The sequence below is a fragment of the Burkholderia ubonensis genome, assembly GCF_001718695.1.
GTDB classification, from domain to species: domain Bacteria; phylum Pseudomonadota; class Gammaproteobacteria; order Burkholderiales; family Burkholderiaceae; genus Burkholderia; species Burkholderia ubonensis_B.
In genome coordinates, this window is the sequence record NZ_CP013421.1 from 415,637 (window position 1) to 433,300 (window position 17,664).

Genomic DNA, 17,664 nt, shown 5'->3' on the forward strand with positions numbered 1-17,664 from the left:
GCGTCGGGCCGGAATCGCTGGTCGGCATCATGCTCGACCGATCCGAAGCGATGATCGTCGCGATTCTCGGCGTATTGAAAGCGGGGGCGGCGTTCGTGCCGCTGGACACGGCGTACCCGGCCGAACGCATCAATCACATCCTCGGCGATACGGGCCTGTCGCTGCTGCTGACCCAATCCAGCCAACTGGCGCAGTGGTATGAATACGCCGGCGTGACGCTGCTGCTCGATCAGGCGCTCCCCGGCTGGACGCCGCTGCCGGACAATCCGCCGTGCCGCGCAGTGCCGGAGCACCTCGCCTACGTCATCTACACGTCGGGCTCGACCGGGAAGCCGAAAGGCTGCCTGCTCGAACACCGGAACCTGGCCCACTACATCTCGTGGGCCGCCGGGTATTACTTTCCGGAAGGCGAGACCGGCAGTTTCGGCCTGTACAGCTCGCTGTGCTTCGATTTCACGCTGACCAACGTGTTCTGCCCGCTGGTGCGCGGAAAATCGCTGCGCATCTATCCGCAATCGGAAAGCATCGACACCATCCTGGCCAGGATGTTCCAGCCCGGCAGCGGCGTCGACACGCTCAAGCTCACGCCCACCCACATTCACCTGCTCGAATACATGAACCTGGGGCGCTCCGGCGTGCGCAAGGTGATCGTCGGCGGCGAGGAGCTGACGCCCCAGCACATCGCGACGCTGCGGAAAATCGATCCCGCGATCGAAATCTACAACGAGTACGGCCCCACCGAGGCGACGGTCGGCTGCATCGTCAAGCTCGTCGAGGACGAGCCGTCCACGGTGCTGATCGGCCGGCCCATCGCCAACACCCGGGTCTACATCGTCGACGAAGCGCTGCGGCCGGTCCCCATCGGCGTGCCGGGGGAAATCTGCATCGCCGGCCACGGCCTCGCGCGCGGCTACCACAAGCGGCCCGACGTCACCGCCGCGAAATTCGTCGAGAACCCGTTGCCCGGCGAGCAGCGCATCTATCGTACCGGCGACATCGGCCGATGGCTGCCCGACGGACAGATCCAGTGCTACGGACGCGTCGACGACCAGGTCAAGATCCGTGGCTACCGTGTCGAGCTCGGCGAGATCGAGGCCGCGCTCACCGCGCACGAGGACGTCGTCGGCGCGGCCGTCATGCTGCGTGAAACCGCCCATGGGGTGCGCAAGCTGGCGGCCTACGTCAAGGGCTCCGCGAGCCTGAGCGTGCCGGACCTCCGGGCCTATCTGGCCGGGAAGCTGCCCGACTACATGGTCCCGTCCGACATTTTCCCGATCGCCGAATTCCCGCTCAACGCCAACGGCAAGCTCGATCGCCCGGCGCTCCTCGCGATGGAGGCCGCCGCCGCGCCCGACGATGCCGCCGATCTCGACGCAACGCCGATCCAGCGCGAGCTGGTGCGCATCTGGCGCGACGTGCTCGACAATCCGGCCGTCGATCTCGCCGGCCGCTTCTTCGACTACGGCGGGGATTCGCTGCAGGCGATGCAGCTCGTCTCGCGGATCTGGAGCAGCTTCTCCGTCGAGATCGGCATCGACGCGATCTTCGAACTCCAGACCATCAGCGCGGTTTCCGACCTGATCGAGGCGTCGTCGCCGCTGTCCGGCTCGATGGCCGGCACCATCACGCCCCGATCGCGCGCGAACGACCTGCCGCTGTCCTTTCCGCAGCAGCGCCTGTGGTTCCTCGCGCAACTGGAAGGCCCGTCGGCGGCCTACAACATTTCGAGCGCGCTGCGTTTCGACGGCGACCTGGACGTTCAGCGCCTGCAGGCTGCCGTGTCGGAAATCAGCCGGCGTCACGAGATCCTGCGCACCACGTTTCCCGCCGTCGACGGCCGCGGCGTTCAGCGCATCGCCCCGCCCGCGCCGGTCGCGCTTGCCGTCGTCGACGTCGCCAGCGAATCCGACGCGCTCGCGCTGCTCGCCGACGAAACCGACCGCCCGTTCGATCTCGCCGTCGGGCCGCTCTATCGTGTCGTGCTGTATCGCGTGGATGCGCGCGTGCATGTGTTCGGCGTCGTGATGCATCACATCATTTCGGATGCCTGGTCATCGGGAACCCTCATCGGCGAACTGGCAGCGCTCTACGGGGCCAGCACCTGCCGGAACTGGCCGTGCAGTACGCGGATTACGCCGTCTGGCAGCACGAGCGCCTGGCGTCCGCCGACACGCATCGGGAGCTGGCACTGCTGAGCGCGTCGCTGGCGGACGCGCCGGACCAGATCGAGCTTCCCACCGACCGCCCCCGGCCCGCCATCCAGCGTTTCGAACGGCGCGGTCCTGCCGTTTCAGTTGAACGGCGAACTCGCCGACGGCGTGCGCGCGATCGCGCACGCGTCCGGCACGAGCACGTTCATGGTCGTGCTCGCCGCGTATGCGCTGCTCCTTTCGCGGTACAGCAGCCAGCAGGACATCGTCATCGGCTCCCCGATCGCCAACCGGCGCTCCAGCATGACCGAGCCGCTGATCGGCTTCTTCGCCAACATGCTGGCGCTGCGCGTGGACCTGTCGGGCAATCCGGGCTTCGGCGAACTGCTGGCGCGCGTGAAGCGCGTCGCGCTGGACGGCTACAGCCGCCAGGAGATCCCGTTCGAGCAGGTGGTGGATGCCCTCAAGCTCGAACGCAATCTGAGCCGCACACCGGTGTTCCAGGTCGTGTTCGCGTACGAGAAGGCGTCGTCCCAACCGGTGAACTTCCCCGGTCTCGTAGCCACGCCAGTGTCGGTGGAGACCCATACCGCCAAGTTCGACCTCACGCTCCATGTGCAGGATTCCGACCACGGCCTCGCGGGCTCGCTGGAATACAACCTGGACCTGTTCGACGCCGCCACGATCGAGCGCATGGCGGAACACTTCCGCCATCTGCTCGAAGCCGTGATCGCCGATTCGAACCGGCCGCTCGGCGAGTTGCCGCTGACGAGCGACGCCGAGCGCGCTTTGGTGACCGTCGAATGGAACCGCACCGACGTCGACTTCGGCGACGCGGCCGCGCAACCGCTGCACCGGCTGTTCGAGCAGCAGGCCGAGCGCACCCCCGACGCCGTCGCCGCCGTTCATGACGACGCGTCGCTCACCTACGCCGAACTCAACCTCCGCGCCAACCGCCTCGCCCACCACCTCATCGCGCTCGGCGTCGCGCCCGACTCCCTCGTCGGCGTCGCCATGGAGCGCTCGCTCGACATGATCGTCGCGCTGCTCGCCATCCTCAAGGCCGGCGGCGCCTACGTCCCCGTCGATCCCGACTACCCCGCCGAGCGCGTGCGCTTCATGATCGACAACGCTCAGTTGCGCTGGCTCCTCACCCAGCAGCACCTGCTGCCCGCGCTGCCTGAAACCGACGCCCGCCTGATCGTCGTCGATCGCGACGCGCACGAGTTCGCCGCCGCGCCCGCGGCCAACCCCACGCCTGCGCTGAGCGGCGACAACCTCGCCTACATGATCTACACCTCCGGCTCGACCGGCAGGCCCAAGGGCGCGCTCAACTCCCATCGCGCCATCACCAACCGCATCCTCTGGATGCAGCACGCGTACGCGCTCGGCGCCGACGATGCCGTGCTGCAGAAGACCCCGTTCAGCTTCGACGTCTCGGTCTGGGAATTCTTCTGGCCGCTCGTCACCGGCGCGCGCCTCGTGTTCGCCCGGCCCGGCGGCCAGCGCGAGACCGACTACCTCGTCGATCTCATCGCGCGCGAAGGGATCACCACCGTCCATTTCGTGCCCTCCATGCTGCGCGCCTTCCTCGACCATCCGGATCTCGACGCGCACTGCGCGTCGCTGCGCCGCGTCGTGTGCAGCGGCGAGGCGCTGCCCTACGACCTGCAGCAGCGCTTCTTCGAGCGCCTGGACGCCCGGCTGTACAACCTCTACGGCCCGACCGAGGCCGCCGTCGACGTGACCGCCTGGGAATGCCGGCGCGACGACCCGCACCGCAACGTCCCGATCGGCCGGCCGATCGCCAATACCCGCGTCTATATCGTCGACGCGCAGATGCAGCCCGTGCCGGTCGGCGTGGCGGGCGAGCTGCTGATCGGCGGCACGCCGGTCGGGCGCGGCTATCATGGCGAGCCCGAACTGAGCGCCGCGAAGTTCATCGCCGATCCGTTCTCCGCCGACCCGCACGCGCGCCTCTATCGCACCGGCGATCTCGCGCGCTACCGCGCCGACGGCAACATCGAGTTCCTCGGCCGCATCGACCATCAGGTCAAGCTGCGCGGCCTGCGCATCGAACTCGGTGAAATCGAGGCAACGCTGCGCGAGCATCCGTCGGTCGCCGACTGCGTCGTGATCGCGAAAACCGACGGCGACCGGACCTTCCTGATCGCCTACGTCGCGACCGCGTCAGCGGACGTCGCCGAACTTCGCGGCTATCTGAGCGGCCGGCTTCCGGGCTACATGGTGCCGTCGAGGTTCGTCGCGCTGCCATCCTTGCCGCTGCTGCCCAACGGCAAGATCAACCGCAAGGCGCTGCCCGTCCCGGCGGACCCCGTCGACGAGGCCCGGCCCGACGCGCCTGCCGTCACGCCCCGGGAAATTCTGCTGGCGTCGATCTGGAAAGACGTGCTGCAACTGCCGTCCATCGGCATCCACGACAATTTCTTCGAGCTGGGCGGCGACTCCATCCTGAGCATCCAGGTGATCTCGCGCGCCAATCAGGCGGGACTTCGCTTGACGGCGAAACAGCTGTTCCAGCATCAGACGATCGCCCAGCTCGCCGCCGCGCCTGAAGAGCGGGCAGCGCACGCACCGACCGTCAGCCCGCTCGGAAAGGCGCCGCTCACGCCGGTCCAGCACTGGTTCTTCGATCAGGATGTAAATGAGCCGTCGCACTACAACCAAACGGTCCTGATCCAGGTGCCGGCGGACATCGACGAATCGAGGCTCGCCGACGCGATCCGGCAAGTCTACGAACATCACGATGCGTTGCGCCTGCGTTTCTCCCGCAGCGCGGGCCGCTGGACTCAGGAAGTCGTCGCCGTCGGCGATACGCCGGCGCTCTTCGCGAAGCAGGCGATAGCCGGCGACGCCGGCGAGCGCATCGCGGCCATGCGCGCCGCCGCCGCGGAAGCGGAACGCGGCATCGACATCACGCATGGCCCGTTGCTGGCGGCCCGTCTGTTCTGCTTCGACGGCGAGCCGTTCGCCCGCCTGTTCGTGTCGGTTCATCACCTCGCGGTGGACGGCGTCTCATGGCGCGTGCTCCTTGAAGACCTGCATGCCGCATACCACAGCCAGCCGTTGTCCGCGAAGACGACTTCGTTCCGCGAATGGGCCCTTCATCTGCAGCAACTGGCCCGGTCGCCGGCCATCGGCGACGAAGCCCGGCACTGGCAAGCGCTCCTGTCGCAGCACGTCGAGCCGATGCCGGTCGATTACCCGGCCGCGGGCGCGGCCAACCATGTCGGCGACACGGCATCCGTTTCATTCGAGCTGGACGAAGCCGACACCACGGCCTTGCTGCGCCGGCTGCCCCGGGCCTACGACACGCGCATCAACGACGTGCTGCTCGTCGCGCTCGCGCAGGCATGCGGCATGGTCACGGGCAACGCCCGCACCCGGATCGATCTCGAAAGCCACGGCCGCCACGTGTCGGATGCGCCGCTCGACCTCACCAGGACGGTCGGCTGGTTCACGTCGATTTACCCCGTCGTGCTCGACGTCGACGCCGTGCAAGCGCCGGAGGACGCGCTGCGCGCCGCGCGGCAGCAGCTACGCGGCATTCCGGCCGACGGCCTCGGCTACTCGCTGCTCCGCTACCTGAGCCCCGACGACGCCGTGCGCGACAGTCTCGCCGCCCTGCCGAACGCCGACATCCTCTTCAACTACCACGGGCAGCTCGATACCGTGCTGCAGCGCTCCGACGGCTGGAGCCCGGCTGCCGAAGACCTCGGTTCGCTGCGCTCCGAGCGGTCGCTGCGCACGCACCTGTTCGAGATCGTCGCCGCCGTTTCCAACGGCAGGCTTCACGTGGACTGGAGCTACAGCGAGCGCATCCACCAGCGGCAGACCGTCGAGAACCTGGCCGCGCACTTCAAGGACCGGCTGATCGACTTCGCGGCGTCGGTCCCCGACACCGGCTGGGACAACGTCGAGGACAGCTATCCGCTCTCCTCCCTGCAGCAGGGCATTCTGTTCCACTCGCTGTACGACCTGGACCCTGCCGCCTATTTCCAGCAGTTCAGCTTCGTCGTCAACGGCCCGCTCCAGGTGCCGGCGCTCCGGCAAGCCTGGGCCAATGCGCTCGAGCGCCATGCCGTGTTGCGCACCGGGTTTGCGTGGACCGATCGCGATCATCCGGTCCAGACCGTCCTGCACGCCGTCGACCTGCCGTGGACATTCGTCGACTGGCGGTCCCGCGATGCGTCCCGCCGCGCGCAGGACTTCGATGCATTCCTCGCCGACGACCGGCGGCGCGGCTTCGATCTTCAAAAGGCGCCGCTGTTCCGCTGCACGCTGATCCAGGAGGCGGAGGACCGCCATCGCTTCTGCTGGAGCGCGCACCACATCATCCTCGACGGCTGGAGCACCGCGATCCTGATGAAGGAAGTGTTCGACGATTACCTGTCGCTCGCCCGCACCGGCGTGCCCGCGCTCGCGTCGCCGGCACCGGGATACCGCCAGTACATCGACTGGCTCGCGCGCCATCCTCGTTCGGAGGACGAAGCGTGGTGGCGCGCCGAGCTGGCGGGGTTCCGTGCCGCCACGCCGATCGTGGCCGATCCGGTCCGGCAAGGCGCCGGCGACGCCGCGCGGCAGGACAAGCGCAGGGAGCAGCGTTTCCTGCTGGATGAGGCGCTGACCACGCGGCTGCAAGCGCTCATGCGCACCCATCGCCTCACCCTCAACGTGCTGATACGCGCGGTCTGGGCGTTGGTGCTGCGCCGCTACGCCAGAACGGACGACGTCGTGTTCGGCGTCACCGTGTCCGGCCGCCCGCCGCTGCTCGACGGCGTCGAGTCGATCGTGGGGCTGTTCATCAATACGCTGCCGTTTCGCGTGCGCATCGCGCCGGAGCGCCCGTTCACCGAATGGCTGGCGGCGGTCCATACAGCCCAGACGGCCATGGAGCCGCATTCCTACAGTTCGCTGGTCGACATCCAGTCATGGAGCGAACTGCCCGCCCGCGACAGCCTGTTCGACAGCCTGCTGGTGTTCGAGAACTTCCCGGTTGCGGCCGCGCCCGATCTCGGGCCGGACGGCATCGACATCGTCGACACCCGCGCCTTCGCCGAATCGAACTACCCGCTGACCCTGACCGTGCACCCGGACACGCGCCTCGCCTTCCGCATCTCGCACGATGCGCACCGCTTCGCCCCCGACGTGGTGCGGCACATGCTGGGCGCCATCCGCGAGCTGCTCGAACGATTCGCCGAAGACCCGGCCCAGCTTACGGGCCAGCTCGCCGATGCACCGGCTCCGGCCGATCGTGCCGGCGGCCGGCAGCGCGCGACGGACGGCGCGGCCAGCCCTGCCGTCGAACCCGCCGTTCCGGCCACGACGGCATGCACCGTCGCGCCGACGGCGGACGAAAGCACGTTGCTGGAGATCTGGCAGCGGATCTTCAAACGTGACGACATCAAGCTCAGCGACAATTATTTCGACCTCGGCGGACACTCGATCATCGCCATCCAGTTGATGGCCAATGTCGAAAAGGCGTTCGATCGCCGGCTGCCGATATCCTGCCTCTTCGAGAATCCGACGATCGAAAAACTCGCGGCGGCACTGGCCAGCAAAGCGCCGTCCGCCTCCGCCGGCGGACTCGTGCCGATCCGGGACGGCGGTCCCGCCGCACCGCTGTTCCTCCTTCCGGGCGCCGGCGGCAACGTGGTCTACTTCCAACCGCTCGCGAACCACCTGGCCGAGACCCACGCGATTCACGGGCTGGAAGCGCTCGGCCTCGACGGCGCGTGCCTGCCGCTCACCCGCGTGGAAGACATCGCGGCCCGTCATATCGAACGCATCTGGCCGCTGGTGGGCGCGGGCCCCTACTATCTGGCAGGCCACTCCTTCGGTGCGAAGGTGGCGCTCGAAATGAGCCGGCAGCTCGTCGCCAAGGGTGCCGTCGTGAAACTGCTGGCGATCTTCGACGCATCCGCGCCGGTCGACAGCTCGGCCGAGACCTACTGGCAAGACTGGGACGACACCGAGTGGCTGGTCGCGATCGCCCACGAAATCGGCACCTTCCTCGGGACCGACCTTCAGGTGACGCGGGAAGACCTCGTCGATCTCGACCCCGACGGCCAGGCCAACCTGATCCTCGACCGCATCGGCGATCGCGGCAGCTGGTTCGCGGATGCCGGGTCCGACCGCCTGCGCGCCTATCTGCGCGTCTATCAGGCCAACTTCAAATCGCGCTACGCGCCGGAAGCCGCCCCGCTTCCCGTGCCGATCGCGTTGTTCCGCAGCACCGAGCGGGACCCCGGCGACTACGATCCGTCACCCGAGGTCGCGCAGCTCCGCCTGGACCCGACCTGGGGATGGTCCCGCTTCTCGGCGCTCCCCGTCGACGTGATGGACGTGCCCGGCGACCACCTGACCATGCTGCTCGATCCGCACGCCGGCGTCCTCGCGACCCATGTCAATCAGTTTCTGGAGAAGAAGCGCTCATGAAAGCAACACCGACCATCGACAACACGTTCGCACGCAAGGTCTGCATCAACCTGGACCGGCGTCCCGATCGCTGGGAAGCCATGCAAAGAAAATTCGCCGAGCAGAACATCCTCACGGTGGAGCGCCTGTCCGCCGTCGATGCGAAGCAGGTGGCCGTGCCGGAGCACTTGAGCCATATGCGCCCGCAGGACTACGGCTGCACCATGAGCCATCTCGCCGCCGTGAAGCAGGCCAAGGCCGCCGGCGCGAGCGAAGTCCTGATCTTCGAGGACGACGCGTTCTTCGACGCCGACTTCACCGCGCGCTTTCCCGAATTCATCGCGCAAGTGCCGGACGACTGGCACATGCTGTTCCTGGGCGCCTATCACTTCACCCAGCCGATTCCCGTCGCGCCCAACATCGTCAAGACCGTGGAGACGCTCACCGCGCACGCGTACGTCGTCAGGGACACGCTTTACGACGCATTCATCGAGATCAACGAGAACCCGCCGGCGATCATCGACCGCAACAACCTCGTGCTTCAGCAGACGTTCAATTGCTACTGCTTCGAACCCAATCTGGTCGGACAGGAGTCCGGCTACTCCGACATCATGGAAGAAGTCATGCCGGAAAAGCCGCTGACCTATTCGTTCCCGATTCCGGACGGCTGGTGAGCGCCGCGTGCGCCGTTCGCAGCAATCCCTATCCCGACAGACTATGACGACCATGAAAATCACCACCGCCGACCATGAAGCGGAGTTCGTACAGTCCGTGCTCGATTCGCTCCACCGGGATGGCAAGCTCGGCGAGGCAATCTCGCTGGCTTATGGAAAATGCGAATCGCCCGCCGGCGTGATGGACCTGATTTTCCCGTTGATCACGAAGAAATTGCGGATCGATTACGTTCTCATGTACAGCATCGTGAGCAATCCGCGCACGCTGCTGCAGTTCCTTCGCGCGGCCGATTCGCGGCTGAGCCAGGCCGCCGCGTGGGCGCCCGCGTCGGTCGACGCGTCGTTGCGCGCCGCGGCCGCGGCGGCCGATCTCGGCTGGGACCGTGCGCAGCGCGTGCTGAAGTGCTGCGTGCTGTTCTCCGACTCGCCGCTCGAAATCGTCGCCAGCATCGCGTTCCTCGGCCGGCACGAAACCGCGTCGAGATTGCGGTCGGCGGCGCACAACGTCGAGCTGAGCCACCTGGTCAACTGAGCATATTGGCATCCCATGGATTTCGCTGAAAGCAAATCGCCGCCGTGGCATTCGGCCGTCACCCTGATGTGGCGCAGTCATCCCTGGCTGACTTTAGGCACGGTCCTGACCGGCCTCATCAGCGGCATCGCGTCGATCGTGGGCGTCGGCCTCATCAGCCGCGCGCTGCACGACCAGGACGAGCGACGCACGCTGCTGCTCGTGTTCATCGCGGTCAACGTCGTGGCGATCGTCTGCCGCAGCGGCGCTGCCGTGATGCCGTCCTACGTCTGCATGAAAGTCATGACGAGACTGCGCGTCAACCTGTGCAAGAGGATCCTCGCGACCCCACTGGAGGAAATCGACAGACGCGGCGCGCCCAATGTCCTGACCATGCTGACGCAAGACATTCCGCAGTTGAGCCAGACACTGCTCACCATCCCGACGATCATCGTTCAATCCGTCGTCCTGATATGCAGCATCGTCTATCTGGCCTATCTCTCGTGGGTCGTTTTCGCTTCGACGATGATCCTGACGATCGCCGGCCTGGTGCTCTATCTGTCTTTTTACCGAAGGGCGGTCGATTTCACTGAAAGAGTGCGTGACGAGTTCGTCCAGTTCAATGAGTACACCCATAGCCTCGTGTTCGGCATCAAGGAACTCAAGCTCAACCGCGCGCGGCGGCGCTGGTTCACGCGTGCCGCGATCGAACTGTCGTCGCGGCGCGTGGCGGGGTACAACTACATCGAACGCTTCTGGTTCATGAGCGGCGACAGCATCGGTCAGATCACCGTAGCGGTCCTGCTCGGATCTTTGCTGTTCGGCGTCCCTTCGCTCGGCGTCGTCGACCCCTCCGTACTCACGGCGAGCATTCTGGCCGTGCTTTACATGATGGGGCCCTTGACCATGCTGATCAATATTCTGCCGATCATGGCCGAAGGCAAGACCGCGCTCGCCCGACTGGCGGAATTCGGTTTCCTGATCGATGACACGCAGGTCTCGCCCGCCGACCGCTCGCCCGAGCGTGCGCCGGAATCGTCATCGGCCGGCGCGTGGCGCGTCATCGAGCTGAAGGGCGTGAAGATGAACTACCACGACCATGAGTCGTCGTCCGACTTCGTGCTTGGCCCCATCAACATGACGATTCATGCGGGGGAGCTCGTCTATGTGATCGGCGGCAACGGCAGCGGCAAGAGCACGTTGGCCAAGATACTCAGCGGCCTCTATGCGCCGACCGAAGGCCATATTGCCCTTGACGGGAAAGTCATCGACGACGATGCCAGGGAGCGATACCGGAATCTGTTTTCCGCCGTATTTACCGATTTCCATCTGTTCGACCGCGTGATCGGCCCCGATCGCGAGGACGAAGGCATCGCGCGTGCGCGCCGATACCTCGAGACGCTGAAGCTGGCTGACAAGATCACGATCGACGGCAAGCATTACTCGACGACGACCGCGCTGTCGACCGGGCAACGCAAGCGGCTCGCGCTGCTTTGCGCGTACATCGAGGATCGTCCGATCTATATCCTGGACGAATGGGCTGCCGATCAAGACCCGGTGTTCAAGCGATTCTTCTATGAGGTGCTGGTTCCCGACCTGCGAGCGCGCGGCAAGTGCGTCGTCATCATCACGCATGACGACCAGTACTTCGGGCTGGCGGATCGCGTCATTCGCCTGGATAGCGGCCGCATTTTCTCCGATACGGCGATGGAAACCGCGCGAGCCGAAGCGGCAGGATGAGCGGCGCGCCGGGCGCGCGCGTCGCCGTCGGCGGTTGATCGGCTGTCCCGGCTATCCGTTACAGACGCGGCGGCCGCCCGGTGCTTAAATCACGTCGGCATCCGTGCGCGCAAGCGCAGCTTCAACGTCTCATCAGGAATGCTTTCATGGAGTTCAGCAGACTGTTCGCACATGTCGGCGAAGCGATCTCGAGCAGCGGCAGCCGACGCTTTCCCCGGATGATGTACAGCTTGATCTTCGCGGCGGTCCCCGTCGACGAGATCCGCATTTCGGAATTTTCGGTCGACGCCGCGCCCGCCGGCGAGCTCGCGATGCGCAGCCTCGGCGCCGCGCCCGACAAGACCGGCGCGGCAGGGGCCGGTCATGAAGCGCAGATGCCGCCGCAAGCGAGCGCGCGCCACGTGTACGTCGACGACCCGCCGGCCGGCCTCGGCGCGGCCCCCGCGCTGGTCGAGCGCATCGTCGCGCTGCTGTCGGCAAACGCATCGCCGCACGGCCGGCAATTCCATCTCGTGAGCCGCAAGCGCACGCACTGTTACGTGATCTCGTTGCATCGCGCCGAGACGGCGGACGATTTCTCGCCGCAGGAGCAGGACTTCATCAAGGAACTGTCGCACGTGCTGTTTCCGATCGTCACGAGCCACGCGACGGCGCTGGGCTCGGCTCCGCCGTCACCGGCGCGGCTCGCCGCCGTTGCGCCGCCCGCGACGGAATCTGGCCGCGAGCGCCTCGCGCGGCGATTCGCCGAGCGCCTGCGGCAAGCCGGCGTCAAGCTGTCGACGCGGGAGATCGAGGCATGCACGGCGCTGCTCGCCGGCGACACGGTGTCCGCCATCGCCGGGCGCTTCGCGCTGCGCGAAAGCACCGTCGAGACCTATCTGAAGCGGGCGGCGGTCAAGCTCGGCTTCGGCGGGCGTCATGGCCTGACGCGATGGATGCTGGACGAGACGGCCGGCGGCGCGACGGAAGCCGGCCTGGAGCGCACCGGCGGCGCGTGCCGCGACTGCGGGGCGTCGCGCCTCGGTACCTGAACGCTCGCGGGTAGGATGCGCGAGGGCCGTCGGTTACTCTGCGTGCGTTGAGCCCGGCGCCGCGCGCTGCTGCATGGCGGCCGCCGATGCAGGCGTCGTACGAACGCGTCACGTATCGCCACGGCGGCCGCGCTGTACGTCGATTCGTACGCCGGCTATCGTACATTCGGACTCAACCGCGCCGCAGCGCCGACCGACATCGTCACGGCTCTTGCTGCAACCGGCGTCGAAGCGGCCAAGCACATCCGCAATCGGGGCTCGCTCGGCCTTGCCGGCGATCGTCGTCGATCGCCGGCATGAACCGGATCACGCTGCCGACGCGTAGGTCGTGCAGTCGTCGATCATCCATTTCCTGAGCCCGTGCCGCCCGCTGATGCCGAGCTTGACCGCCGCGCGCTTGATGTACGTCTCGACCGTGCTCTCCTTCAGGCCGAGTTCGTCCGCCATCTCGCGCAGCATCTTGCCCGCGAGCAGGCCGAGGCACACTTCGCTTTCGCGCGCGGACAGCACGACCGCCGCGCGCGCGAGCCGCGATTCGAAGTCGCGGCGCAGCGCCTCGACACCCGGCAGGCCGCCGGTCGCGAGCGGCGCCGGCGCGCAGTCGCGCTCCCCGTGCCGGCGCGTCGACGCGTGCCACTCGACGAGCGGCAGCAGCGTGTCGGCGAAGTTCTTCAGGAACGACATCTCCTGCAACGAGAAGTCGCGATGCGACGACGTGCGATGCAGCGAAATCACGTAGCGGCGATTCGCCTTGCGCGACACGAGATGACACTGGAATCCATCGCATGCGCCGCGCGGCGGCGCGGCTTCGCTGCCGTGACCGTGCTGGCGCTGCGGGCTGATGTGGATGAGTTGCCGGTCGCTCGCGGACCGGATCCGGTTCAACAGCGGATGCGCCGGCTCGCGCTCGCCCTGCGCCGCCGCCGTGCCGAACGCGCCGAGCGACTGCACGTGCACCACTTCGCCGGCCGGCTTGTCGAGCGTCCATTCCGTCATTCGGGTAATGGCGAGCGGAACGGATTCGACCAGCAGCGCGTGCATGTCGGATGCGAACCGCTCGCTTCCCGCGCTCGAAATCACCTTTCCGAGCTTCGCGAATATCGCGACCATCTGACTCTCCTAGTTGTGCCTGCGTGACGACCGACGGCGCAATGTCCGCGTGCATCGGCGCGATTTGCTGCCGGTACTTGTCGACACGCATCGTTGCGCGCAGCCGCCGCGCTTACCGCGCCGTCGCCACACGTGTTGAAGGCCTAAATCGAAAAAACCGACGACGTTTCGAACGGGACGAGTTCCCCGCAAATCAAACAAAAATCGCAATCGAAAAATGAAACAATCATTTTCATTGAATTTGATCGGCATAAATACCCGCTGCGTATGATAGCCACGATTTTAGAAGTTTGCAGATGGCGTGATGGTGACTTCGTCGATTTTCGACCATCGAGAATACGAATTCAGCTTCCCCTACCGTCTGACACGCGAACGCAACATGAATCAACTCGATAAATCAATATCATTTTGCATTGAATTTCTGTAACAATCCGATGACGTCGGCATACCACGAATTCTCGCCATTCGACGTTCCCGGCAGTTGGAATATCAACCTTTGCCGCGCCGTTTTTCTTTTAACCGTATGGCTTCGCGTTCCGCATACCGTGCATTGTTGCGAATCCCTCAATGCTCGGCCGAATATGCGCGACGACAGGGCACAATTTATCGCGGCCGCCGGGCGGCCTCGTCCGACCGATTACCCCATTCGGCAATAAAAATCCACCTCGATAATATTTACGACGGTGTCGACGCCCGCGTTGCAAAATACCCACAAAATGCCACTCATTGTCTGCCGCAAACCCACCACATTGAAGCCGCGCAGTTCATCAACTCCGCGGCTTGCTCACGGATGGATAAATTGCTAATCTCGCCCGGCGATATAACGCATGTGCAGTCCAATTACCTTGAATTACGATAGCGTTTATTCAGAAAATCGAAACATGCCTATAAACATTCACGCCGCATCATCTTTTATCGCGCGCCGTTGCTGACGGCCGCCCGCCGCAATTAAAGATTCAATCGAAATACCGATATTCCCTCGGCCGAAGGATCGGTCGACGGCTCGTTGCAAAAGTCGTCCGAAAAATACTCGTTTCTCTCGTTGAACGCCCGTGACGATGCGCGCTCGCGCCACCTCGTTCGCGCATCACACGCGCTTGAAGTGCCACACCCGCCTCAACGCATCGATTGCCGTTTCTCCAATCACAAAACGCATCCGAAGAACTGGAGCACACCTTGAATCACGACTTCCGAGACGAACCCGCGCGCCGATCCTTCCTCGCCGACATGGCCAAACTCGCGGCCGCCGGTGTCGTTGCCGGCTGGACGCCGATCTACCAGGTTGCCGCGAACGCGGCGACGGCCGGCGCGACGCCGCCCGGCTTCCCGGCCGACATCCCGCTCTACAAGCAGGCGTTCCAGAACTGGAGCGGCGAGATCGTCGTGCAGGACGTATGGACCGCCGCGCCGCGCTCCGCCGACGACGTCGTCGCGACGGTCAACTGGGCGCGCGCGAACGGCTACCGGGTGCGCCCGCGCGGCTACATGCACAACTGGTCGCCGCTGACGCTCGATCCGGGCGTCGCCCCCGCGAACCTCGTGCTGCTCGACACGACGAAGTCGCTGACCGCGGTATCCGTCGACACGTCGACGCGGCCCGCGCGCGTCACCGCGCAAACGGGCGTCTCGCTGGAGACGCTGCTCGCGAAGCTCGAGGATCACGGCCTCGGCGTCGTCGCCGCGCCCGCGCCGGGCGACATTACGCTCGGCGGCGCGCTCGCGATCGACGCGCACGGCACCGCCGTGCCCGCGGTCGGCGAAACCTTGCAGCCCGGCCACACCTACGGCTCATTGAGCAACCTGGTGCTCTCGCTGACCGCGGTCGTGTTCGATCCCGCCAGCCGGCAATACGCGCTGCGCACGTTCCAGCGCAACGATCCCGACATCGGCGCGTTCCTCGCGCACATCGGCCGGGCGCTCGTCGTCGAGGTCACGCTGGCGGCCGGGCCGAACCAGCGGCTGCGCTGCCAGAGCTTCATCGACATTCCGGCTTCGGAGTTGTTCGCACCGGCCGGCACGGCCGGCCGCACGATCTCATCGTTGCTCGACCGCTCAGGCCGGATCGAAGCGATCTGGTTCCCGTTCACGACTTGCCCGTGGCTCAAGGTCTGGACCCTGAAGCCGAGCAAGCCGCTGCTGTCGCGCGCCGTCACGCAGCCGTACAACTACCCGTTCTCCGATTCGATCCCGCAATCGCTGTCGGATCTCGTCAAGCGGATCATCATCGGCGGCGAGGGCGCGCTCACGCCGCTGTTCGGCCAGACGCAATACGCGATCACGACCGCCGGTCTCGGGCTCACGCTCAGCGCGGACATCTGGGGCTGGTCGCGCACCGTGCTGCAGTACATCCGCCCGACGACGCTGCGCGTCACCGCGAACGGCTACGCGGTGCTCGCGCGGCGCGCCGACGTGCAGCGCGTGGTCAGCGAGTTCGTCCAGTACTATCAGAACCGCGTCGACGCGTACAAGGCGCGCGGCGAATACCCGATGAACGGCCCCGTCGAGATTCGCATCACCGGCCTCGACAAGCCTGCCGATGCCGGCGCCGGCGCAGTGGTCCCGACGCTGTCCGCGCTCAAGCCGCGGCCCGACCATCCGGAATGGGACGTCGCCGTCTGGTTCGACATCCTGACGCTGCCGGGCACGCCCGCCGCCGATCGCTTCTATCGCGAGATCGAGCAGTGGATGCTCTCGAACTACAGCGGCGCGTATGCGACGGTGCGTCCCGAATGGTCGAAGGGCTGGGCCTACACCGACACGGCCGCGTGGCAGGACGGCACCATGCTGTCCGTCACGATCCCGCGCCTGTATCGCGACGGTCAGCCAACGACAAGCAACTGGGACGCGGCGCGTGCGACCCTCGAGCGCTACGACCCGCAGCGGATCTTCCGGTCGCCGCTGCTGGACCGGTTGATGCCGTAGCGAACCGTGCGGCTGCGGGTTCGCCCGATGCAACGGAGCCGATGCCGATTGCGGCGGACGAGTCGGACCGATCCCGTTCCGCGCATAGTGGACGGCCGGTTCGGTGCGCCGCGGGGTGACGACTGGGCTCGCGGCACGCGGCCGTCGGCGCGTGTCCGAGCGGCCTCGCAGCCCGCTGTAAAAATCGACGCAGCGGCGATCGCGCCGATGCCCAGGCTCGCGTGGGTCGACCGATTCGGTTCGCTCGTCACGGTGTCGCGCACACGCGCCGTGAATCGTCGGCGGGACGATCGCGCGTCGCGCCGTTCGCGCTTGACGAGGTTCGTAAGCGGAATCGAAACGATGGGAGAGATTGCGGACGACGAGCCGACGTCGCGCGGGCGCGTCGCATGCGCTGCATCGATGAACGCAGCGCGTACCGTACCGTGGATACGGCGAGCGCCGGGCGATACGCAACCTGCGCGTACCGCCCGGCGTTGCCCGTTCCGACGGCTGCTGGCTTCGCCTTCGATCAGCAGATCGATCTGCGTGCGAACACAGAGACGCCCTGTCTCGTCACGCCCACTTCGGCTACCGCACGCTTGCTCGTTCCAAAATCGGCGTCGCCGCGCATGCTCGCCGCGGCGGCCGCATCTTCATCGAACGGACGCGTCGGCGTCGGCCTGGCGGCGCGTATTGCCGAGCACGGCGACGAGCACCAGCCCGCCGATCAGCCCGAGATGCTCGAAGAACGCGTTGAGCGCCATGAAGCGCGCGGCGCCCGACATGTTCCAGAAGTCGGCGGCCACCAGCATCGCGACGAGCGTCAACACGCCGAGGCCACCGGCGCCGAGCCACGTGAAGCGCCGGGACAACACGCACAGCGGCCCGCCGATCTCGACCACGATCGCCATCGCGGCCCAGACGGGCCCGGGATGCAGGCCGAAGTGCGCCTGCTCCGCGGCAGCTGCATTGAAGTCGAGCAGCTTGTAAATGCCCGCGATCAGATACGCGGACACCAGCGCGGCGCGCGCGACCGGCAGCACCCACCGCTGCGACAGCAGTGCGCCGACCCAGGCCGGACAGTCGTAAGCCGCACGTGCCGTCAT

Annotated in this window: 8 protein-coding genes and 1 pseudogene; 7 read left to right on the forward strand and 2 right to left on the reverse strand. The window is 66.3% G+C overall.

Annotation, left to right across the window (positions count from 1 at the left end):
- Positions 1-17 precede the first annotated feature (17 nt).
- The 5 genes and pseudogenes from WJ35_RS16785 to WJ35_RS16805 all read left to right on the forward strand — a co-directional run bounded on the left by WJ35_RS16785 (position 18) and on the right by WJ35_RS16805 (position 12,544).
- Positions 18-8,609, forward strand: a pseudogene (locus tag WJ35_RS16785) (amino acid adenylation domain-containing protein).
- Positions 8,606-9,262: a glycosyltransferase family 25 protein gene (locus WJ35_RS16790; protein ID WP_060234594.1), complete on the forward strand. Its 657-nt coding sequence runs from the start codon at positions 8,606-8,608 to the stop codon at positions 9,260-9,262. Before WJ35_RS16785 ends, WJ35_RS16790 begins: the two are co-directional and overlap by 4 nt.
- 52 nt (positions 9,263-9,314) lie before the next feature.
- Positions 9,315-9,794, forward strand: coding sequence for a hypothetical protein (locus tag WJ35_RS16795; protein ID WP_230459711.1), 480 nt, complete (start codon positions 9,315-9,317; stop codon positions 9,792-9,794).
- A 15-nt stretch (positions 9,795-9,809) separates the two neighbouring features.
- Complete coding sequence (locus WJ35_RS16800) at positions 9,810-11,513, forward strand: cyclic peptide export ABC transporter (RefSeq protein WP_069239543.1); 1,704 nt, start codon at positions 9,810-9,812, stop codon at positions 11,511-11,513.
- 146 nt (positions 11,514-11,659) lie between these two features.
- Positions 11,660-12,544, forward strand: a complete 885-nt coding sequence (locus tag WJ35_RS16805; protein WP_069239544.1) for a helix-turn-helix transcriptional regulator — start codon at positions 11,660-11,662, stop codon at positions 12,542-12,544.
- A gap of 306 nt (positions 12,545-12,850) precedes the next feature.
- On the opposite strand, the gene WJ35_RS16810 is transcribed toward WJ35_RS16805, so the two are convergent.
- The gene (locus WJ35_RS16810; protein WP_069239545.1) at positions 12,851-13,654 is read right to left on the reverse strand and encodes a helix-turn-helix domain-containing protein; all 804 of its coding nucleotides are present in this window, start codon (positions 13,652-13,654) and stop codon (positions 12,851-12,853) included.
- 481 nt (positions 13,655-14,135) lie between these two features.
- On the opposite strand from WJ35_RS16810, the gene WJ35_RS31355 reads away from it, so the two are divergent.
- A complete protein-coding gene (locus tag WJ35_RS31355; protein ID WP_126221133.1) occupies positions 14,136-14,513 on the forward strand; it encodes a hypothetical protein in 378 nt (125 codons plus the stop codon).
- A gap of 368 nt (positions 14,514-14,881) precedes the next feature.
- Positions 14,882-16,576: a cholesterol oxidase substrate-binding domain-containing protein gene (locus WJ35_RS16815; RefSeq protein WP_069239546.1), complete on the forward strand. Its 1,695-nt coding sequence runs from the start codon at positions 14,882-14,884 to the stop codon at positions 16,574-16,576.
- A 635-nt stretch (positions 16,577-17,211) separates the two neighbouring features.
- On the opposite strand, the gene WJ35_RS16820 is transcribed toward WJ35_RS16815, so the two are convergent.
- Positions 17,212-17,664, reverse strand: coding sequence for a DoxX family protein (locus WJ35_RS16820; RefSeq protein WP_014725961.1), 453 nt, complete (start codon positions 17,662-17,664; stop codon positions 17,212-17,214).